Origin of the sequence: Pseudomonas phenolilytica (genome assembly GCF_021432765.1) — a bacterium.
Taxonomy (GTDB): Bacteria; Pseudomonadota; Gammaproteobacteria; order Pseudomonadales; family Pseudomonadaceae; genus Stutzerimonas; species Stutzerimonas phenolilytica.
Window position 1 is genome coordinate 2,877,270 of the sequence record NZ_CP058908.1, and the last position, 21,811, is coordinate 2,899,080.

The following is a 21,811-nucleotide window of genomic DNA, read 5'->3' on the forward strand; positions in this document are numbered from 1 at the left end:
GAGGCGCGGCAATTGCCATGAGGAACGACCATGACCGCCTACCCGCATCTGCTGGCTCCGCTCGACCTGGGCTTCACCACGCTGCGCAATCGCACCCTGATGGGTTCCATGCACACCGGCCTGGAGGAAATGCCCAATGGCTTCCAGCGCATGGCCGCCTTTTTTGCCGAGCGCGCCCGTGGCGGTGTCGGGCTGATCGTCACCGGCGGCGTCGGACCGAACGAGGAAGGCTCGGTACGTGCTGGCGCGGCCAAGCTGTCGACGGTCGAGGAGGCCGAAGAGCACAAGATCGTCACCCAGGCGGTACACGAGGCAGGCGGCAAGATCTGCATGCAGATCCTGCACGCCGGGCGCTACGCCTACAGTCCCAAGCTGGTAGCGCCGAGCGCGATTCAGGCACCGATCAACCCGTTCACGCCGCGCGAGCTGGACGAGGAGGGGATCGAGAAGCAGATTCAGGACTTCGTCAACTGCGCCCGGCTGGCCCAGCAGGCCGGCTACGACGGCGTCGAGATCATGGGTTCGGAAGGCTACTTCATCAACCAGTTCCTGGTTGCGCACACCAACCACCGCACCGATCGCTGGGGCGGCAGCTACGAGAATCGCATGCGCCTGCCGGTGGAGATCGTCACGCGCGTGCGTGATGCGGTCGGGCCGAACTTCATCATCATCTACCGGCTGTCGATGCTCGACCTGATCGAGGGCGGCAGCGAATGGAGCGAGGTGGTGACGCTGGCCAAGGCCATTGAACAGGCCGGCGCCACGCTGATCAACACCGGCATCGGCTGGCACGAGGCACGGATTCCGACCATCGCCACCAAGGTGCCGCGTGCCGCTTTCACCAAGGTCACCGCCAAGCTGCGCGGCGAGGTGAAGATTCCGCTGATCACCACCAACCGGATCAACACGCCAGAGGTTGCCGAACAGGTGCTGGCCGAGGGCGATGCCGACATGGTGTCGATGGCTCGACCGTTCCTGGCCGATCCGGAATTCGTCAATAAGGCGGCCGCCGGTCATGGCGAGACGATCAACACCTGCATCGGCTGCAACCAGGCCTGCCTGGACCACACTTTCAGCGGCAAGCTGACCAGCTGTCTGGTCAACCCGCGCGCCTGCCACGAGACCGAGCTGAACTACATTCCCACTAGCACGGTGAAGAAGATCGCGGTGGTCGGTGCCGGTCCCGCCGGCCTCGCCGCAGCAACGGTCGCCGCCGAGCGCGGCCACGATGTGACGCTGTTCGACTCGGCCGGCGAGATCGGGGGGCAGTTCAATGTCGCCAAGCGCGTGCCGGGCAAGGAAGAGTTCTATGAGACGCTGCGCTACTTTGGCAATCGACTGCAGGAAACCGGCGTCACGCTGCGTCTGAACACCCGCGTCGGGGTGAACGAGTTGCTCGCCGGCGGTTTCGATGAGGTTGTCCTGGCCACCGGGATCGTTCCGCGCACGCCGGACATTCCGGGTGTCGATCATCCGAAGGTGATCGGCTACCTGGATGCAATTCTCGAGCGCAAGCCGGTCGGGCAGAAGGTCGCGGTGATCGGCGCGGGCGGCATCGGCTTCGATGTCTCCGAATACATTACCCATGATGGCGAGTCCACCAGCCTCGATCGCGAGGCGTTCTGGAAGGAGTGGGGCATCGATCTCGGTCTGCAGGCGCGCGGCGGCGTGGCTGGGGTGAAGCCGGCACCGCATGCGGCGAAGCGGCAGGTCTATCTGCTGCAGCGCAAGAAATCCAAGGTCGGCAACGGCCTGGGCAAGACCACCGGCTGGATTCATCGCACCGGGCTGAAGAACAAGCACGTGCAGATGATCAGCGCGGTCGAATACCTGCAGATCGACGACGCCGGCCTGCACATCCGCGTCGCCGAAGGCGAGCCGGTGGTGCTGCCGGTGGACACGGTGATTCTCTGCGCCGGGCAGGAGCCGCTGCGCGAGCTGCAGAATGGCCTGCAAGCGGCCGGTGTGTCGGTACACCTGATCGGTGGTGCGGATGTGGCCGCCGAGCTGGATGCCAAGCGTGCCATCGATCAAGGTTGCCGGTTGGCGGCGAGCCTCTGATGTTGCGTGCTGCGGCCCGGTGCAATGCCGGGTCGCAGCGTTTGCTTTAGCCAAACCCATCGCAAATAAAACCGGCTGGCGTGCCTGCGCCATCTGAGCGGCCGGGTCGCTGCCAACCCAGTCACATTGCCCCCGCAATCGTTTCCCCTAAACTTGCGCAACCCGCGAGATAGCCGCGCGCGCTGATGGCGATGCGCTATCTGCCGACTACCATTGCCTTGCTTGCGAGCGAAAAGGGACATCGACAATGCAGATCAAACCGCAGATGGTCGAGGCCGTGCTGTTCTTTAACGAAGGCGGCATCTGCAAGGAAATGCTGTTTCCCGAATTCGAGGCCGTGCTCGATGGCGTGGTGAATCTGCGCGAGTTCGCCGACCAGCAAATGCGCGCGGCCTATGTGCTGATCGATCCGCGGCTGCTGATTCGCGCGGCCGTGTTGTTCTACATCGATTTCAACGATGACGGCTCAGCCGACAAGGGCTGGAACATCCCGCTGCGCAACCTGGCCGAGCGTACCGGGCGCGGGCCCGATCTGGGCGCGGGGCCGATCCGTCTCGCTTGCCGCAGCCAGTGCCCGGTGACGTGGCACCAGATGCATCTGTGGGACCCTAATCAGGACGGCGAAACCAGTAAGGTCTTTTCGCTGCTGGTCGAACGGGTGAAGCGCAATCAGCTCGGCCTGCTGGTGGAAGAAGAAGCACCGACCGCAGTGCCGGCCGAACGTCTGCAGATGGTGGCCGAGGATGCCTGGTATCCACGCGAGGCGGCCAAGGGCGAAGTCGGCAAGCGTTCGGAAGCCACCGCGCTGGAGCAGCGGCAAAAGGCCGCGCTGCTGATCAAACAGCAGCGCCAGCGCATCGCCAATCTGGAGCGCCAGCGGGATGAGGATCTCGCCAGACTGCGTGAAGCGGCACAGGCTCAGCTTCGCCAGTTGCAAGGCGAGCTGGCCGACCTGCAGTTGCGTCTGCAGCAGCAGGTCGATCTGAACGCCAGCTTGCACGCGCAGGTCGTCGAGCAGGCTCAGGCCTTTCAGAGCGCGCGCGAGGAAATGAGCCGGCAGCTGCGCACACTGGAAAAGAACGGTCGAATCGAAGTCACTGCGGCGCGTGATCAGTTCGAGCAGGAAGCGCAGGCGCGCATCGCTGCGGCCGTCGCCGAGTACAAGGAGCAGGTCGCCATCCGCGATGTGGAGCTGGCCTACCGCAACGAGCTGGACGCGCAGTTCGAGGAGGAGGTACGCCGTCTGACCGCCGAGCGCGACGAGTTGGCCGCCCGCAAGGATGATCGGATTCTCGAGCAGCTGGCACGCCAGGGCGTGCAGTTCATGGCTTACCATCCTGGGGCTGGGCATCTCACCATCGCCCTGCAGGACATGGTCCGCTACCAGGCCAACCCGCAGGCCTATGCCGCCGCCAAGTGCTCCGTTTCCGAGGAGCAGTACCGCCAGTGGCTGGAGCATTATCAACAGCCCGCCTGCGTGGGGCGTCTGCCGAGCGGCGAGCGCTGCGCCATTCCCCTCGACAAGATCGACACCCCGAGCCGTTTCGTCATCGGTCAATCCAATTGCTGTTCGCGCCATCGCGCCGAGAGCCGCGAACGTACCGGCAGCTGATGGTCGTCGTGGATTCTTTCGCAGCCGGCGTGGTGTTGCACGAGCTACGATTCGACTGGTTGCGTGGCGTGCGTCTGGCGGTGCTGCGTCTGGATCTGGTCGATCCGGAGCTGTCGGGCAACAAGTGGTTCAAGCTCTCGCATCATCTTGCCGCTGCCCACGCGGCACAGGCTCCCGGCCTGATCAGCCTCGGCGGCGCGCACTCCAACCATCTGCACGCACTGGCGGCGGCCGGGCAGCGCTTTGGATTGGCGACCGTAGGCCTGCTGCGCGGCACCGAGCAGGACACGCCCACCGTGCGCGACCTGCAGCGTTTCGGCATGCGGCTGCACTGGCTGGGCTACGGTGGCTACCGTGCACGCCATCAGCCGCAGTTCTGGGACGCCTGGCGGGCGCTCTATCCGAATTATCACTGTGTACCCGAGGGCGGCGGCGGGCTGGCCGGCGCCTTGGGCTGCGTGACGCTGGTGGCGCAGATTCGCGCGCGGCTGGGCGAGATCGGCTGGGATGACTATGAAGCGCTTTGGCTGGCGGTCGGTACCGGGACGACGCTTGCTGGCTTGGTGATCGGCGAGGCTGGGAACCATCCGGTGATCGGTGCGCTGGCCGGTCCACCGGCACATGCAGTGCCGGACAACGTGCGGCGGCTGCTGGACGAGGCCGGTCGGGCGGATGCCGGGTACCGACTGGTAGATGCCAGTCGCGGCGGGTTCGGCCGTTTCGATGGCGAGCTCGCCAAGTTCATCCTGCAGGCCGAGCGCGACAGCGGACTGCCGCTGGATCCGGTGTATACCGCCAAGGCGCTGCTGGCGTTGCGCACGCGCATCGAAGCGGGCGAGTGGGGCGCCGGCAGCCGGCTGGTGTTCGTCCATACCGGCGGGCTGCAAGGGCGTCGCGCCGCCGAGGAACAGTTATTGCGCTTGCGTTGCTGAGCAGCCTGGTCGCGCGTTGCGCCGGTTGCCTAGACGTGGTCAGCCGGTGAGACCGAGCAGCCAGCCGCCGATACCACCTGCCGCCACGACCAGCCAGGGCGGCAGCTTCCAGACCATCAGCGCCGCGAGCGCCAGCAGGGCGGCAGCGAAGTCGGTGGGGCCACCGATGGCGCTGGTCCACACCGGATCGTAGAGCGCGGCAAGCAGCAGACCGACGACCGCCGCATTGATCCCGCCCAGCGCCGCCTGGGTGCGCGAACTCTGGCGCAGCTGCTGCCAGAACGGCAGGGCCCCGATGACTAGCAGAAACGACGGCACGAACAGCGCCAGCAGGCAGACGGTTGCGCCCAGCCAGCCGCTGGGTGCGATGTTCATCGAGGCACCGAGGAATGCCGCAAAGGTGAACAACGGGCCGGGCACGGCCTGCGCTGCGCCGTAGCCGGCGAGGAAAGCGTCCTGATCGACCCAGCCGGCCGGCACCACTTCGGCCTGCAGCAATGGCAGCACCACGTGACCGCCGCCGAACACCAGCGAGCCGGTGCGATAGAACGCATCGACCATCGCCAGCAGGGAGTTCGAGGACGCTTGCGCAAGCAGCGGCAGGCCGAGCAGTAAGGTGAGGAACAGCGCCAGCAAGACCAATCCGCTGCGCCGCCCGACCGTGACCCTCAGCTCAGTGGTAGCCGGTGCGCTGTTGGTGCGGAACCAGCAGAGACCGAGCAGGCCGGCCACGACAATCACCGCCACCTGTGTCCAGGCCGAGGGCAACGCCAGCAGCGTGATTGCCGCAAGAACGCTGATGCCGATGCGCAGGCGGTCGGTACACAGGCTGCGGCTCATGCCCCACACGGCCTGGGCCACCACCGCGACGGCGACGATCTTCAGGCCCTGTAGCGCACCGCTGGGTAACGCATCGCCCCAGGAACGGATGCCGATGGCAAACAGGGCGAGGGCGATGGCCGAAGGCAGAGTGAAACCCGCCCAGGCCGCCAGGGCGCCGCGATAGCCGCCGCGCAGCAGACCGACGGCCAGACCGACCTGACTGCTCGCCGGACCTGGCAGGAACTGGCACAGCGCGACCAGATCGGCGTAGCTGCGTTCGTCCAGCCAGCGGCGGCGTTCGACGAATTCGTTGCGGAAGAAGCCAAGATGCGCAACCGGTCCACCGAACGAGGTCAGGCCCAGGCGCAGGAACACTAGAAAGATCGCCCAGATACTGGATTGCGAGGTCGCGGCAGGGCGATGCGGAGCAGTCATGATCGGTCCGTTGGCAGGTACGCGAAGAGTGTTGCACGCTGGCGGTCGGCCAGCTTAGTCGGACTTCATGACAAGCTGAAGTACCTCAGTGCGCCAGGTTTGGCCAGTCATCGCTTACCAGGAACAGGCGCTCCTGTTCGACCCAAGCATTCGCATCGGCTTCCAGGCGTACCAGCAATCGGGGCTGCGTTGCGACTGGAGCGTTGGCGAGCCAGGCGGCAAAGTCCGCAGCCGTCCATAGCTGCCCCGCGTCGATGCGCGCCGGTGCCAGCCAGCGCTGGCGTGCCAGCGGTTGCCACTGGGTGGCTGGTTGCGAATGCAGGAGTTCGGGCCATTGCGCCTGACGGAGCCAGCGCCCGTGCAGGTGTTGCGGATTGCAGTCGGCAGGTTGCGCGCAGCCGGAGGGCCATGGTCGGAACAGATAGCCGCCTAGCCAGAAACTGCTGTGGACCGGCTGGCAGGTCAGTTCGCGCAGCAGCGCGGTGGCGGGTTCCGCACCTGCCAGCGGCAACTGGTGCTCGCGCAGATGCGCCAGTTTAAGGTCCAGTCGATCGAGGCTGCCCGGCCCCAGCCAGTGATCGTGCCGATGTCCTTCAGCCCGATCGAGGCCGAGGTAGAACTTCACGGCCAGTTCGAGGTGGTGCACGCCTTCGACGTCGCGCAGCAGCAGGTCCAGCTCGCCCAGCGTGTGCCCGGCCTGGCGGATCGGCAGGTTCGCTGCCAGCAGTTCGACATCCGGCACCTGGCAGAGCACGAATTGCCAGAGCCGCTCGTAATACAGCCCGAGCCGGCGAATGCTGCGGCTGGCAAGCCAGCCATGCAGCGCCGAAGGATCGCGGTCCTGGCGCAACAGCCAGTCGGCCAGCAGCTCCGGCTGGGCCAGCCAACGGCTCGCCGCCAGCGGATGGCGCTGCGCCTTGGTGTCGCCGTCGAGGAGCGGCGGTGAGACGATGGCCCAGGCGAGGTCGCGCACCTGCGGGTCCAGGAGGCGTGCCGGCAAGTCGTACAGACTGGGAATAGACATGCCAAGCAGCATAGCCGAGGTTGGTTTGCCGCTGGTTCGCGGTTTCGCCCATAATCGCCGCGCCGGTGGATCACATGCGCCTGCGCGTGTTCATAAGCGATGTGAGTCCGTGCCCGCCGCTTGCTTCGCCGGCACTGTTCGCCTGCCCCGTCCCGCCATGCACACCTGGGAGCCTCAATGGAGCAATTTCGCAATATCGGCATCATCGGCCGCCTGGGCAGTTCCCAGGTGCTGGATACCATCCGCCGGCTGAAGAAGTTTCTCGTCGAGCGCCACCTGCACGTGATCCTCGAGGAAAACATCGCCGAGGTACTGCCCGGTCACGGTATGCAGACCTCCTCGCGCCAGCGGCTGGGCGAGGCCTGCGATCTGGTGATCGTGGTCGGCGGCGACGGCAGCCTGCTCGGTGCCGCACGGGCGATGGCCAAGCATCGCGTGCCGGTGCTGGGGATCAACCGCGGCAGTCTGGGCTTTCTCACCGACATCAAGCCGGACGAGCTGGAAGAGAAGGTCGCCGAGGTGCTCAGCGGGCAGTACACGCTGGAGAACCGCTTCCTGCTCGAAGCCCAGGCGCGGCGCTTCGAGGAAACCATCGGGGCGGGCGATGCGCTCAACGATGTGGTGCTGCACCCGGGCAAGTCGACACGGATGATCGAGTTCGAGCTGTTCATCGACGGCCAGTTCGTCTGCAGCCAGAAGGCCGACGGCCTGATCGTCGCTACGCCGACCGGCTCTACCGCCTACGCGCTCTCGGCCGGCGGGCCGATCATGCATCCGCGCCTGGACGCCATCGTCATCGTGCCGATGTACCCGCACACGCTGTCCAGCCGGCCCATCGTGGTGGACGGCAACAGCGAGCTGAAGATCGTCGTCTCGTCGAACATGCAGATCTATCCGCAGGTGTCCTGCGACGGGCAGAACCATTTCACCTGCGCGCCGGGCGATACCGTCACCGTGCGCAAGAAATCGCAGAAGCTGCACCTGATCCACCCGCTGGATCACAACTACTACGAAGTCTGCCGGACTAAGCTCGGCTGGGGCAGTCGCCTCGGCGGAGGCGATTGATGGAGCTCGATCCCGAACGCGGTTACGACCTGATCGGCGACGTTCACGGCTGCGCTCATGCGCTGGGACGCCTGCTGGATGGGCTCGGGTATCGCCTGCAGGGCGGTGTCTGGCGACATCCGCGCCGACAGGCGATCTTCCTCGGCGACATCATCGACCGCGGGCCGCATATCCGCGAGGCGCTGCATCTGGTGCACGACATGGTCGATCACCAGCAGGCGCACTGCATCATGGGCAACCACGAGTTCAATGCGCTGGGCTGGTACATGAGGGCGCCGCCGGGCAGCGGCCGGGAGTTCGTGCGTGATCGCTCGCCGCGCTTCGCTCGCCTGCTGCAGGAAACCTTCCAGCAGTTCGAACACCACGCCGCCGAATGGCAGGCCTTTCGTGACTGGTTCTACGAGCTGCCGCTGTATCTGGAGACCGAGCGTTTCCGCGCGGTGCACGCGTGCTGGGATACCGATGTGATCGCCCGCCTGCAACCGTTCCTCAACCAAGGGCGGATCAACCCGGCGCTTCTGCGCGAAGCGGGGCTGCCCGGCAGTTTCATCTGTCAGGCGCTGGACCGGCTGCTGCGCGGTACCGACATGCCGCTGCCGCACGGCATGACGCTGACCAGTGAGGAAGGTTTCGTGCGCACCTTCTTCCGCACCAAGTTCTGGGAGGAAAACCCGCAGACCTACGGCGATGTGGTGTTTCAGCCCGGGGGCCTGCCGGAGCATGCGGCGCGTCTGCCGCTGTCACCGCAGCAGAAGAGCCGGCTGTTCCTCTACGGGCCGGACGAACCCTTGCTGTTCGTCGGCCACTATTGGCGGCGCGGGCAGCCGGGGCCGCTGCGTGACAACCTGGCCTGCCTGGATTACAGCGCGGTTAAGAAGGGCAAGCTGGTGGCGTATCGGCTGGATCAGGAAACTCGACTGGACCCGGCGAAGTTCGCCTGGGTCGACGTTTGCGCGGTGTTCCGTACATGAGTGTCGTGGTCGAGGCCCTGCGCCTGCCGTTGTCGCAGGATCTGAGTGGATTCATCGGGCTGCTGCACCATCTAAGGGTGCCGTGCCGGGTCTCGGTGGAGGGCGACCAGCAGGTGTTGCGGGTGCCGGACGCAGCGGTCGAGCAGGTGCGTGAACTCTATGCGCGCTATCCCGACGGCGGCGCCGTGCCGGTGGCCGATCAGCCGCGGCGGCGCGGTGGTTTCATGGCAGCCTTGCGTGCCAGCCCGCTCACGGCGTCGGTACTGGTTGTCACGCTGCTGGCCGCGTTGATTACCCAGCTCGGCGACAACTTCGCGGCCATCCGCTGGTTGAACTTCGTCGATTTTCGCATCGACGGCGAGTACGTCTATTTCGCCACGCTGGAGCAGACGCTGGCGGCGGGACAGTGGTGGCGGCTGCTCACACCGATGTTCGTGCACTTTGGCATCCTCCACCTGGCGATGAACGGCATGTGGTTCTGGGAGCTGGGGCGGCGGATCGAAGCCCGTCAGCGCGCCTGGATGCTGCTGGTCCTGACCGTGCTGTTCGGCTTGGTGTCCAACTTCGCGCAGTACCTGTTCGGTGGACCGGGCATCTTCGGCGGCCTGTCCGGTGTGCTCTACGGCCTGCTCGGCCATTGCTGGCTGTTCCAGCGCCTCGCGCCGAACGCGGCCTACCGGTTGCCACCGGGCGTGGTAGGGCTGATGCTGGTCTGGTTGGTGATCTGCCTGAGCGGCGTCATCGATGTATTGAGCTTCGGCACCCTGGCTATCGCCAACGCTGCGCATGTCGGCGGCCTGGTAGCTGGGTGCGCCACCGGTGTTGTCGGTGGGCTGCTGGCGCGCAGCAGGCGGTAACTGCGGCTGCTGTCGGGTCGCCAGCGGCCAATTCCGGTAGAATGCCCGCTCGTTTCCCTGGGAGCTGGCCATGTCGTCCTTTATCCAAACCGCCGAAAACATCACCCCCGAAATCTACACAAGCCTCAAACAGGCCATTGAGCTCGGCAAATGGGCTGACGGCCGCAAGCTGACTCCCGAGCAGAAGGAAACCTGCATGCAGGCGATCATCGCCTGGGAGATGAAGAACCTTCCCGAGGAAGAGCGCACCGGTTACATGGGCGGGCAGGAGTGCGGCTCCAAGAGCAAGAAGGCCGAGGCCCCCATCGATACCAGCCTGTTTGCCCCGGCTTCGGGAACCCGCCACTGATGCGGGAACTCGGACGCGGCGCGCTGGAGAAGATGGCGGTCCAGCTCGAATCCGGCGTGCCGGTGCAGTATGCATTTCGCCTCGGTGAAGGGCTGGTGCCGGTCAACCCGCTGATCGGCCGGCAGATTCGCCTGGAATACCTGGGCGCCATCCACTGCACTCATTGCGGGCGCAAGACCAACAAGAGCTTCAGCCAGGGCTACTGCTATCCCTGCTTCAAGAAACTGCCGCAGTGCGACACTTGCATCGTCAGCCCCGAGAGGTGCCACCACGAACTGGGCACCTGTCGCGACCCGGACTGGGGTACGCAGTTCTGCATGACCGATCATGTGGTCTATCTGGCGAACTCCTCGGGCATCAAGGTCGGTATCACCCGCGCCACGCAGCTACCGACGCGCTGGCTCGACCAGGGTGCGAGCCAGGCGCTGCCGATCATGCGCGTCGCCACTCGCCAGCAATCGGGCCTGGTCGAAGACCTGCTGCGCAGCCAGGTTGCCGACCGCACCAACTGGCGAGCACTGCTCAAAGGCGATGCCGAGCCGCTCGACCTGATCCAGACGCGCGAGCACATCTTCGATGCCTGCGCCGAAGGGCTGCGGTATCTGCAGCAGCGTTTCGGTCTGCAGGCGATTCAGCCGCTGGCCGACGCGGAAGTGGTGGAAATCCGCTATCCGATAGACGCCTACCCGACCAAGGTGGTCAGCCTCGATCTGGACAAGACGCCGGTGGTCGAGGGCACGCTCAAGGGCATCAAGGGCCAGTACCTGATTCTCGACACCGGCGTGATCAACATCCGCAAGTTCACGGCCTATCAGGTGGCCGCCAGCGCCGCTGCGTAGGTGGAGAATGCCCCAAGCGCTTTTCCACCGCTTGGCGCCGGTTGCCCATGCCCCGCTCAAGGATGAGTAGGACGGAGCAGTCGCATGGAAAAGGCTGGGCCGTTTTCCACCCTACAAGTCCGCTGCGACAGACGCTAAGCTCGGACTCATCCACAGCCCGGTCTCCCGGGCTGGCATACATTGCACATTCCCGCTTGAAGCGTGCCGCTTGAAGCTCAGCCGACGAGGTTTCCATGCGTACCGAACAACCGAAAGTCATTCATCTGAAGGATTACCAGGCGCCTGAGTACCTGATCGATGAAACTCACCTGACCTTCGAGCTGTACGAGGACCGTACCCTGGTACACGCTCAGTTGGTGATGCGCCGCAATCCCGAGCGTCCGGCCGGCAAGTTGCCACCGCTGGAGCTGCACGGTCAGCAACTCGAGCTGCTGTCCATTGCGCTGAATGACCGCGAGCTGGACGCGGGCGACTACCAGATCGGCGCAGAGTGCCTGACCCTGCAGCCGGACAGCGAAAGCTTCGTCATCGACAGTTCGGTGGTCATACATCCGGAAACCAACACCGCGCTGGAAGGGCTGTACAAGTCAGGCGGCATGTTCTGCACCCAGTGCGAGGCCGAGGGCTTTCGCAAGATTACGTATTACCTCGACCGTCCGGATGTGATGAGCAAGTTCACCACCACCGTGAGCGCCGAGCAGAAGGCCTATCCGGTGTTGCTGTCCAACGGCAACCCGATTGCCAGTGGCAGCGAGGACAACGGTCGTCATTGGGCAACCTGGGAAGACCCGTTCAAGAAGCCGGCCTACCTGTTCGCCCTGGTGGCCGGCGACCTCTGGTGCGTCGAGGACAGCTTCACCACCATGAGCGGGCGCAACGTGGCGCTGCGCATCTACGTCGAGCCGGAAAACATCGACAAGTGCCAGCACGCCATGGACAGCTTGAAGAAGTCGATGAAGTGGGACGAAGAGACCTACGGCCGCGAGTACGACCTGGACATCTTCATGATCGTCGCGGTCAACGACTTCAACATGGGGGCGATGGAGAACAAGGGCCTCAATATTTTCAATTCCAGCGCCGTGCTGGCCCGCGCCGAAACTGCCACCGATGCCGCGCACCAGCGCGTCGAGGCGATCGTCGCTCACGAGTATTTCCACAACTGGTCGGGCAACCGGGTGACCTGCCGCGACTGGTTCCAGCTCTCGCTCAAGGAAGGTTTCACCGTCTTCCGCGATGCGCAGTTTTCCTCCGATATGAACTCGGCGACGGTCAAGCGTATCGAGGATGTAGCCTACCTGCGCACCCACCAGTTCGCCGAAGACGCCGGCCCCATGGCCCACTCGGTGCGCCCGGAATCGTTCATCGAGATTTCCAACTTCTACACCCTGACGGTCTACGAGAAGGGTGCCGAAGTGGTACGCATGATTCAGACGCTGCTCGGCAAAGACGGTTTCCGCAAGGGCAGCGACCTGTACTTCGAGCGCCACGACGGCCAGGCGGTGACCGTCGATGATTTCGTCAAGGCGATGGAGGACGCCAACGGCGCCGACCTGTCGCAGTTCAAGCGCTGGTACAGCCAGGCCGGCACTCCGCGACTGTCGGTCAGTGAACACTACGATGCGGCGGCGCAGACCTATCGCCTCACCTTCCGCCAGAGCTGCCCGCCGACTCCGGGCCAGCCGACCAAGCAACCTTTCCTGATCCCGGTGGAGCTGGGGCTGCTGACTGCCGATGGCGCGGACATGCCGCTGCGTCTCGAAGGCGAGGCACAGGCCGTGGGCACCAGCCGGGTGCTGGCGGTTACCGAGGCCGAGCAGAGCTTCACCTTCGTCGACGTGGCCGAACGCCCGCTGCCGTCGCTGCTGCGCGGCTTCTCCGCGCCGGTGAAGCTGGAGTTTCCCTACAGCCGCGATCAGCTGATGTTCCTCATGCAGCACGATTCCGACGGCTTCAACCGCTGGGAAGCGGGCCAACAGTTGTCGGTGCAGGTGCTGCAGGAGCTGATCGGTCAGCACCAGCGCGGCGAGGCACTGGCGATGGACGAGCGTCTGGTCGAGGCGCTGCGTAGTGTGTTGCAGAACGACGCTCTCGATCCGGCGATGGTCGCCGAGATGCTTTCGCTGCCGGGCGAGGCCTACCTTACCGAGATCAGCGAAGTGGCGGATGTCGATGCCATCCATGCGGCACGCGAGTTTGCCCGCCGGGAAATCGGCAGCCGCTTGTTCGAACCGTTCTACCAGCGCTACATGAACCACCGCGAAGTTTCGCGGCAGACACCCTACGTGGCTTCGGCGGAGCATTTCGCGCGCCGCGCGCTGCAGAACATCGCGCTCGCCTATCTGATGTTCAGCGAGCGTGCGGATATCCTCTCGCTGTGCCTGGACCAGTTTGATAATGCCGACAACATGACCGAGCGCCTGTCGGCGCTGGCCTCGCTGACCCACTCGCCGTTCGAGGAGAAGCGCGCCAAGGCTCTGGAGGTATTTGCCGAGCACTTCCACGATAACCCGCTGGTGATGGACCAGTGGTTCAGCGTGCAGGCGGCCAGCCCGTTGCCCGGCGGCCTGGAGCGGGTGCAGACGCTGATGCAGCACCCGGCCTTCACCTTGAAGAACCCGAACAAGGTGCGCGCATTGATCGGTGCCTTCGCCAACCAGAACCTGGTGAACTTCCACCGCGCCGATGGCGCCGGCTACCGCTTCCTCGCCGACCAGGTGATCACCCTCAACGCGATGAACCCGCAGATCGCCTCGCGTCTGCTGGCGCCGCTGACCCGCTGGCGCAAGTACGACGACGCGCGCCAGGCGCTGATGAAGGGCGAGCTGGAGCGCATCCTGGCGTCCGGCGAGCTGTCCAGCGATGTATACGAAGTGGTGAGCAAGAGCCTCGCCTGAGGCCAAGCATGGTGGAAGCGCGCTGGCGACCGCGTGACTTCCACCCATCGTCGTCTGCAACGGGCGGCCAGAAATGCCTCTTGGAAGGCGCTGCACCCCAGCGGGTGAGCGTTTTGGCGAGTTAACAAATCATAACGTCCGGCCAATTGTAAGCGCGCGCGGAAGCTGGCTAGCATGGCTTCGTCTGCCATAGCAGGCCCTTACCTAATAAGAATAAAGGGGGTATGTATGCGTGAGCCCGTTCTGCGGCGCACACACTTCGGCTGCGCCACGAGTCCCATTCGGACGGCCGTGACGCGTTTTCGCCCGCTTGCCAGCATGTTTTCCTGCTGCGCGCTCATGTTGCTGGCCTGTGCGCCGTTGCCGCTGCTGGCCGCCAGCGATATCCAGGCTCGCGATTCGATCCAGTCGCCCAAGGCGGCGACAACTCTCCTCCTCGACATCACCGAGGCCGGCTCTCGTCTCGTTGCCGCAGGGGATCGTGGCCACATTCTCTATTCCGACGATGCCGGTAGCAGCTGGACTCAGGCCCGCGTGCCGACCCGGCAGATGCTGACCGCCATTCACTTCGTCGATGCTCAGCATGGCTGGGCTGTCGGTCACGATGCGCTGGTGCTGGTTACCCGTGACGGTGGCCTGACCTGGACGGCGCAGCATGAAGACCGCGAGCGCGAAGCCCCGCTGCTGGACGTCTGGTTCGCCGATCTGCGGCACGGTATCGCGGTGGGGGCGTACGGCGCACTGATCGAAACGACCGATGGCGGCGAAACCTGGAACGACATCAGCGACCGCCTCGACAACGAGGACGGTTATCACCTCAACGCCATCTCCCATATCGAAGGCTCCGGCCTGTTCATTGTCGGTGAGATGGGCAGCATGTTCCGCTCGACAGACCTAGGGCAGAGCTGGGAGCGTGTCGAAGCACCATACGAAGGGTCGCTGTTCGGCGTGCTGGGCGAGCGGCCTGGCGTGGTGCTGGCCTTCGGGCTGCGTGGACACCTGTTCCGCTCGGATGATTTCGGTACCAGCTGGAAACAGATCGAGGTGAGCGACGAAGGTCGTCCGCTGCGCTCCGGCCTCGCCGGCGGCGTGTTTACCGAGAGCGGCGTCGTGATCGTCGGGCATGGGGGTGCGGTGCTGACCAGCGGCGATGGCGGCCGGACGTTCAGCGTTATTCACCGTGGGGATCGGCGTTCGCTGGCGAGCGCACTGGTCAACGAGCGCGGTGAACTGGTTCTGGTCGGGCAGGGCGGGGTGTACCTCGCGGATGCGAACGGCGAAGAACTCGCTAAAAAACAATAAGAATCGGGGCATACACCATGAGTTCGCATCACCAGGACAAGGCAACATTTCTTGAGCGCCTGATCTTCAACAACCGGCCGGTCGTGATTCTGCTGTGTCTGCTGGCGAGCATCTTCCTGTTCTTCCAGGCGACGCAGGTTCGCCCGTCCACCAGTTTCGAAAAGATGATTCCGCTGAGTCATCCATACATCAAGAAGATGATCGAGTTTCGCAACGATCTGGCCAACCTGGGCAACACCGTGCGCATCTCGGTGGAGGCGAAGGAAGGCACTATCTTCACTCAGGAGTACATGGAAACGCTGCGGCAGATCCATGACGAGGCGTTCTACATCCCAGGCGTCGACCGCTCCGGCATGAAGTCGCTTTGGAGCCCAAGCGTGCGCTGGACCGAGGTGACGGAGGAGGGTTTCGACGGTGGCGAGGTGATCCCGCAGACTTACGATGGTTCCGCCGAAAGCCTGAACGAGCTGCGCAACAACGTGCTCAAGTCCGGCCAGATCGGCCGGCTGGTGGCGAACAACTTCCGCTCCTCGATCATCGACGTGCCGCTGCAGGAGTCGTACTCCGATCCGAACGATCAGAGCCGGCAGATCAAGCTGGATTACCAGAAGTTCTCCCATGAGCTCGAGGAGAAGATTCGCGACAAATACGAGGCGCAGAACCCCAACGTCGAGATCCATATCGTCGGCTTCGCCAAGAAGGTCGGGGATCTGATCGACGGTCTGGTCATGGTCGTCGCGTTCTTCGCCATCGCCTTCCTGATCACCCTGGTCCTGCTCTACTGGTTCACCTGGTGCATCCGCAGCACCATCGCGGTGCTGATCACCACGCTGATCGCGGTGGGCTGGCAGCTGGGGCTGATGCATCTGGTCGGTTTCGGCCTCGATCCCTATTCGATGCTGGTGCCGTTCCTGATCTTCGCCATCGGCATTTCCCACGGTGTGCAGAAGATCAACGGCATCGCGCAGCAGTCCAGCGATGCCGACGATGCGCTGACCGCCGCCCGGCGCACATTCCGCCAGCTGTTCCTGCCGGGCATGATCGCCATCCTGGCCGATGCGGTGGGCTTCATCACGCTGCTGATCATCGATATCGGGGTGATTCGCGAGTTGGCGATCGGTGCTTCCATCGGTGTGGCGGTGATCGTCTTCACCAACCTGATCCTGCTGCCGGTGGCCATTTCCTACATCGGCATCAGCAAGAAGGCGGTCGCGCGCAGCAAGAAGGATGCCGTCAGCGACCACCCGTTCTGGCGCCTGCTGTCCAACTTCGCGCACCCGGCGGTCGCACCGGTTTCAGTGGTGCTGGCGCTGCTGGTGGCGGTCGGTGGCTTCTGGTACCAGAAACAGCATCTGCAGGTGGGCGACCTGGATCAGGGTGCGCCCGAGCTGCGCCCGGATTCGCGCTACAACCAGGACAACGATTTCGTCATCCGCAACTACTCCACCAGTTCCGATGTGCTGGTGGTGATGGTCAAAACCGCTCCTGAGGGCTGCTCGCACTACGACACGCTTTCGGCAATGGACGAGCTGATGTGGAAGATGGAAAACACCGAGGGCGTGCAGTCGGCTGTCTCCATGGTTTCGGTTGCCCGGCAGGGCATCAAAGGGATGAATGAGGGCAGCCTGAAATGGGAAACGCTGTCGCGCAACCAGGACGTGCTCAATAACTCGATTTCCCGCGCCGAGGGGCTGTACAACTCCGATTGCTCCGTGGCACCGGTAATGGTATTCCTCAATGACCACAAGGCCCAGACGCTCAAGCGAGTGGTTGCGGCCGTTGAGGCGTTCGCTGAGGAGAACAATCGCGAAGGGCTGGAGTTCCTGCTGGCGGCGGGTAATGCCGGTATCGAGGCCGCCACCAACGAGGTGATTGCCAAGTCGGAGCTAATCATCCTGATCCTGGTCTACCTGTGCGTGGCCGGCATGTGCCTGATCACCTTCCGCTCGCTGGCTGCCACGATCTGCATCGTGCTGCCGCTGATCCTGACCTCGATTCTCGGCAATGCGCTGATGGCCTTCCTCGGTATCGGCGTGAAGGTCGCGACGCTGCCGGTGATTGCGCTGGGTGTGGGTATCGGCGTGGACTACGGCATCTATATCTACAGCCGCCTGGAAAGCTTCCTGCGTGCCGGGCTGCCGCTGCAGGAGGCCTACTACGAAACGCTCAAGTCCACCGGCAAGGCGGTGCTGTTCACCGGTCTGTGCCTGGCGATCGGCGTGGCGACCTGGATGTTCTCGGCGATTAAGTTCCAGGCTGACATGGGCCTGATGCTGACTTTCATGTTCATCGTCAACATGTTCGGCGCCCTTTGGCTGCTGCCGGCACTGGCGCGCTTCCTGATCAAACCGGAGAAGCTGGCTGGCAAGGTGGGAGGTTCCTTGTTGGCGCACTGAAACACGCTTCGTCAGGTCGAGGCCCGCATCGTGAGATGCGGGCCTTTTTTTGCGCATGCGAATGCTGGCGATGTGTTTGCTTTCGAGCCAAGCGAAAGGGCATCGGCGTATAATCGCCCGCTTTTGTCCAGTGCAGAGGGAAGGTCATGCGCGAGCGCTTGCTGGCGATGGAGAAGGTGAAGTCGATCGACTGGTGCGAGGGGCGACTGCGCTTGCTGGACCAGCGCCGCCTACCGATGCAGGAGATCTGGCACACCTGCGATACCGCCGCCGACGTGGCTAGCGCGATCCGCGAGATGGTGGTGCGCGGTGCGCCGGCTATCGGAATCTGCGCCGCCTATGGACTGGCAATGGGGCTGCGCGCGCGCCTTGCCAAGGAGGGTGACTGGCGCCTGGCGCTGGAAGAGGATTTCCGCCTGCTGGCCGAGTCGCGTCCGACCGCGGCGAATCTGTTCTGGGCCTTGAGGCAGATGCGCGAGCGGCTGGAACGACTCAAGCCGGGAGAAGACCCGCTGGTAGCGCTCGAAGCTCAGGCCGCTTCGATTCACGCCAGCGATCGCGAAGCCAACCTGACGATGGCGCAGTTCGGCCTGGAGCTGATCCGCAAGCACCGGGGCAGTCCGCAGAATCTGCTCACCCACTGCAATACCGGTGCACTGGCGAGCGGCGGATTCGGCACGGCGCTGGGGGTGATTCGCGCCGCGCATCTCGGCGGCCTGGTGGAGTGTGTCTATGTCGGTGAAACCCGTCCCTGGCTGCAGGGCTCGCGGCTGACCGCCTGGGAGTTGCAGGGCGAAGGTGTCCCGGTGTGTGTGCATGCGGATTCGGCGGCTGCGCACCTGCTCAAAACTCGCGCTATCAGCTGGATCATCGTCGGCGCCGATCGCATTGCCGCCAATGGCGATGTTGCCAACAAGATCGGCACCTACTCGCTGGCGGTGCTGGCCATGCACCACGGTGTGCGCTTCATGGTGGTGGCGTCGACTTCGGCAATCGACCTGACGCTGGAAAGCGGTGATGACATACCGCTGGAGGAGCGTGCCGGTACGGAACTGCTGGAGGTCAACGGCCAGCGCTGTGCTGCGGATGTCGAAACCTTCAACCCGGTCTTCGATATCACGCCGGCCGACCTGATCGACGTGATCGTCACCGAGAAAGGCGTGGTCGAGCGCCCAAGCACCGCAGGTATCGAGGCACTGCTGAGTCATAGGCGGCTGCACTGAATTTCGCTCGCGGCACGACGGTCTCTGATCCGCGTCGCTGGCCATCCGGCATGCTTCTTCGTTACGCCGTCGGCCTCCAGCGACTCCCTGCCTTGTGTTACCATTCCGCGCTTATCGCAGGACCCTGCTGACTAAAAGGAACCAGGCTTCCATGGGCGAACTGGCCAAAGAAATCCTCCCGGTCAATATCGAAGACGAACTCAAGCAGTCCTACCTCGATTACGCCATGAGCGTCATCGTCGGGCGGGCGCTGCCGGATGCGCGCGATGGCTTGAAGCCGGTGCATCGCCGCGTGCTTTTTGCCATGAGTGAGCTGGGCAACGACTGGAACAAGCCGTACAAGAAGTCTGCCCGTGTGGTCGGCGACGTGATCGGTAAATACCACCCACACGGCGATTCGGCGGTCTACGACACCATCGTGCGTATGGCTCAGCCGTTCTCGCTGCGCTACATGCTGGTCGACGGCCAGGGCAACTTCGGTTCCGTCGACGGCGACTCGGCGGCCGCCATGCGTTACACCGAGGTGCGCATGGCGCGCCTGGCGCACGAACTGCTCGCGGACCTGGACAAGGAAACCGTCGACTGGGTGCCGAACTACGACGGCACCGAGCAGATTCCGGCGGTCATGCCGACCAAAGTCCCGAACCTGTTGGTCAACGGTTCCAGCGGTATCGCCGTGGGCATGGCGACCAACATTCCGCCGCACAACCTCGGCGAGGTCATCGACGGCTGTCTGGCGCTGATCGATAACGCCGACATCAGCATCGATGAGCTGATGCGCTACATTCCCGGTCCGGATTTCCCCACGGCAGGCATCATCAACGGCCGTGCCGGCATCATCGAGGCCTATCGTACCGGCCGTGGGCGCATCTATATCCGCGCGCGCGCCGATATCGAGGACATCGACAAGGTCGGCGGTCGTCAGCAGATCGTCATCACCGAGCTGCCGTATCAGCTGAACAAGGCGCGGCTGATCGAGAAGATCGCCGAGCTGGTGAAAGAGAAGAAGATAGAAGGTATCACCGAGCTGCGTGACGAGTCCGACAAGGACGGCATGCGCGTGGTCATCGAACTGCGTCGCGGCGAAGTGCCGGAGGTAATCCTCAACAACCTCTATGCCCAGACCCAGCTGCAGAGCGTATTCGGCATCAACGTGGTGGCGCTGGTCGATGGTCAGCCGCGCACGCTGAACCTCAAGGAGCTGCTGGAAGCGTTCGTTCGTCACCGCCGCGAAGTCGTCACCCGGCGTACCGTCTACGAACTGCGCAAGGCGCGTGAGCGTGGCCATATTCTCGAAGGCCAGGCGGTCGCGCTGTCCAACATCGATCCGGTCATCGCGCTGATCAAAGCGTCGCCGACGCCGGCCGACGCCAAGGATGCGCTGATTTCCACCGCGTGGGAGTCCAGCGCCGTTGAGGCGATGGTCGAGCGTGCCGGTGCCGATGCGTGCCGCCCGGAGAATCTCGATCCGCAGTACGGACTGCGCGAAGGCAAGTACTTCCTGTCGCCGGAGCAGGCCCAGGCGATTCTCGATCTGCGTCTGCACCGCCTGACCGGGCTCGAGCACGAAAAGCTGCTCAGCGAATACCAGGAAATCCTTGCTCAGATTGGCGAGCTGATCCGCATCCTGACCAACCCCGTGCGGCTGATGGAAGTCATTCGCGAGGAGCTGGAGAACGTCAAGCGCGATTTCGGCGATGCGCGTCGCACCGAGATTCTCGAATCCCGCCTGGACCTGACGCTGGCCGACCTGATCACCGAAGAAGAGCGCGTAGTCACCATTTCCCACGGCGGCTATGCCAAATCACAGCCGCTGGCCGCCTACCAGGCGCAGCGCCGTGGCGGCCGCGGCAAGGCCGCGACCGGGGTGAAGGAAGAGGATTACGTCGAGCACCTGTTGGTCGCCAACAGCCACACCACGCTGTTGCTGTTCTCCAGCAAGGGCAAGGTCTACTGGCTCAAGACCTACGAAATTCCCGAGGCATCGCGCACCTCGCGCGGCCGACCGTTGGTCAACCTGCTGCCGCTCGACGAGGGCGAGCGTATCACCGCCATGCTTCAAGTCGATCTGGAAGCGCTGCGCAAGCAGGCGCCAGAAGGCGACGAGGAGCTGGATGACGAAGCGCTGGTCATCGAGCATGACGAGGCGGATGAAAGCGAGTCGGAAGACGCCGACGATGACGGTCGGGATGAGCCGACCGGCGCCTACATCTTCATGGCGACCGCCAAGGGTACGGTCAAGAAGACGCCGCTGGTGCAGTTCAGCCGGCCTCGTACATCGGGCCTCATCGCACTGAAACTGGAGGAGGGCGACACCCTGATTGCCGCCGCCGTGACGGATGGCGCGCGAGAAGTGATGATGTTCTCCGATGGCGGCAAGGTCATCCGTTTCAAGGAAAGCAAGGTTCGCATCATGGGCCGCAACGCCCGCGGTGTGCGCGGTATGCGTCTGCCCGAAGGGCAGCGCATCATCTCGATGCTGATTCCGGAATCGGGTGCGCAGATCCTTACCGCATCCTTGCGTGGCTACGGCAAGCGCACCGCGATGGAAGAGTTTCCACGCCGCGGCCGCGGTGGTCAGGGCGTCATCGCCATGGTCACCAACGAGCGTAACGGTCCGCTGATCGGTGCCGTGCAGGTGCTCGAGGGCGAGGAAATCATGCTGATTTCCGACCAGGGCACGTTGGTGCGCACGCGCGTCGACGAAGTGTCGTCGCTGGGTCGTAACACGCAGGGTGTCACGCTGATCAAGCTCGGCAAGGGTGAGCATCTGGTCGGCCTGGAGCGGGTGCAGGAACCGTCCGAAGAGGAAGTGCTGGAGGACATCGAGGCGCTGCTCAACGAGGAAGCGCTGGAGAAAGAGATGCCCGTGATCAGCACCGAACCGAGTGAAGACGAGTTGCTGGGCGGCGCTGGCGACGTGTCGCCTGATGTCGTGCCTACCGACGACGAGCAGTGATCTGGCGGCAAGCGACCGCTTGAGTGGGTGCCCCTTCGCCACACCTGGCGAAGGGGAGTTGTTCCGAATG

At 64.0% G+C, this 21,811-nt stretch carries 15 protein-coding genes; 13 read left to right on the plus strand and 2 right to left on the minus strand.

Annotation, left to right across the window (positions count from 1 at the left end; translation table 11 throughout):
- The first annotated feature begins 30 nt into the window (after nt 1–30).
- The 3 genes from HU825_RS13860 to HU825_RS13870 all read left to right on the plus strand — a co-directional run bounded on the left by HU825_RS13860 (nt 31) and on the right by HU825_RS13870 (nt 4,605).
- Nucleotides 31–2,061 (plus strand): NADPH-dependent 2,4-dienoyl-CoA reductase, encoded by a 2,031-nt coding sequence (locus HU825_RS13860; RefSeq protein ID WP_234302262.1) that lies wholly within the window; start codon nt 31–33, stop codon nt 2,059–2,061.
- Between the two features lie 247 nt (nt 2,062–2,308).
- Complete coding sequence (locus HU825_RS13865) at nt 2,309–3,673, plus strand: chromosome partitioning protein ParA (protein WP_234302263.1); 1,365 nt, start codon at nt 2,309–2,311, stop codon at nt 3,671–3,673.
- Nucleotides 3,673–4,605: a 1-aminocyclopropane-1-carboxylate deaminase/D-cysteine desulfhydrase gene (locus HU825_RS13870; protein WP_234302264.1), complete on the plus strand. Its 933-nt coding sequence runs from the start codon at nt 3,673–3,675 to the stop codon at nt 4,603–4,605. Before HU825_RS13865 ends, HU825_RS13870 begins: the two co-directional genes overlap by 1 nt.
- 39 nt (nt 4,606–4,644) lie before the next feature.
- Here the strand turns inward: HU825_RS13870 and chrA are convergent, their stop codons facing one another.
- Entirely contained in the window at nt 4,645–5,862 is a 1,218-nt protein-coding gene (gene chrA / locus HU825_RS13875) for a chromate efflux transporter (RefSeq protein WP_234302265.1), read from the minus strand.
- Between the two features lie 85 nt (nt 5,863–5,947).
- Nucleotides 5,948–6,886 (minus strand): DUF1853 family protein, encoded by a 939-nt coding sequence (locus HU825_RS13880; RefSeq protein WP_234302266.1) that lies wholly within the window; start codon nt 6,884–6,886, stop codon nt 5,948–5,950.
- A gap of 177 nt (nt 6,887–7,063) precedes the next feature.
- On the opposite strand from HU825_RS13880, the gene HU825_RS13885 reads away from it, so the two are divergent.
- The 10 genes from HU825_RS13885 (at nt 7,064) to gyrA (ending at nt 21,741) form a co-directional block, all read left to right on the plus strand.
- Nucleotides 7,064–7,951, plus strand: a complete 888-nt coding sequence (locus HU825_RS13885; protein ID WP_008567101.1) for an NAD(+) kinase — start codon at nt 7,064–7,066, stop codon at nt 7,949–7,951.
- The gene (locus tag HU825_RS13890) at nt 7,951–8,922 is read left to right on the plus strand and encodes a metallophosphoesterase (protein ID WP_234302267.1); all 972 of its coding nucleotides are present in this window, start codon (nt 7,951–7,953) and stop codon (nt 8,920–8,922) included. Before HU825_RS13885 ends, HU825_RS13890 begins: the two co-directional genes overlap by 1 nt.
- Nucleotides 8,919–9,779: a rhomboid family intramembrane serine protease gene (locus tag HU825_RS13895; protein WP_234302268.1), complete on the plus strand. Its 861-nt coding sequence runs from the start codon at nt 8,919–8,921 to the stop codon at nt 9,777–9,779. The genes HU825_RS13890 and HU825_RS13895 overlap by 4 nt, the downstream gene beginning before the upstream one ends.
- Before the next feature lie 70 nt (nt 9,780–9,849).
- Nucleotides 9,850–10,128, plus strand: coding sequence for a YeaC family protein (locus HU825_RS13900; RefSeq protein ID WP_043298511.1), 279 nt, complete (start codon nt 9,850–9,852; stop codon nt 10,126–10,128).
- On the plus strand, nt 10,128–10,967 hold the full coding sequence (locus HU825_RS13905; protein WP_043298514.1) for a DUF2797 domain-containing protein: 840 nt from the start codon (nt 10,128–10,130) through the stop codon (nt 10,965–10,967). Before HU825_RS13900 ends, HU825_RS13905 begins: the two co-directional genes overlap by 1 nt.
- Before the next feature lie 233 nt (nt 10,968–11,200).
- Complete coding sequence (gene pepN, locus HU825_RS13910) at nt 11,201–13,861, plus strand: aminopeptidase N (RefSeq protein WP_234302269.1); 2,661 nt, start codon at nt 11,201–11,203, stop codon at nt 13,859–13,861.
- 318 nt (nt 13,862–14,179) lie between these two features.
- Nucleotides 14,180–15,163, plus strand: a complete 984-nt coding sequence (locus HU825_RS13915; RefSeq protein WP_138301098.1) for a WD40/YVTN/BNR-like repeat-containing protein — start codon at nt 14,180–14,182, stop codon at nt 15,161–15,163.
- A gap of 17 nt (nt 15,164–15,180) precedes the next feature.
- A complete protein-coding gene (locus HU825_RS13920) occupies nt 15,181–17,559 on the plus strand; it encodes an efflux RND transporter permease subunit (protein WP_234302270.1) in 2,379 nt (792 codons plus the stop codon).
- 146 nt (nt 17,560–17,705) lie between these two features.
- On the plus strand, nt 17,706–18,782 hold the full coding sequence (gene mtnA, locus HU825_RS13925) for an S-methyl-5-thioribose-1-phosphate isomerase (protein WP_234302271.1): 1,077 nt from the start codon (nt 17,706–17,708) through the stop codon (nt 18,780–18,782).
- A gap of 151 nt (nt 18,783–18,933) precedes the next feature.
- Nucleotides 18,934–21,741, plus strand: a complete 2,808-nt coding sequence (gene gyrA / locus HU825_RS13930; RefSeq protein ID WP_054094803.1) for a DNA gyrase subunit A — start codon at nt 18,934–18,936, stop codon at nt 21,739–21,741.
- Nucleotides 21,742–21,811: the final 70 nt, after the last annotated feature.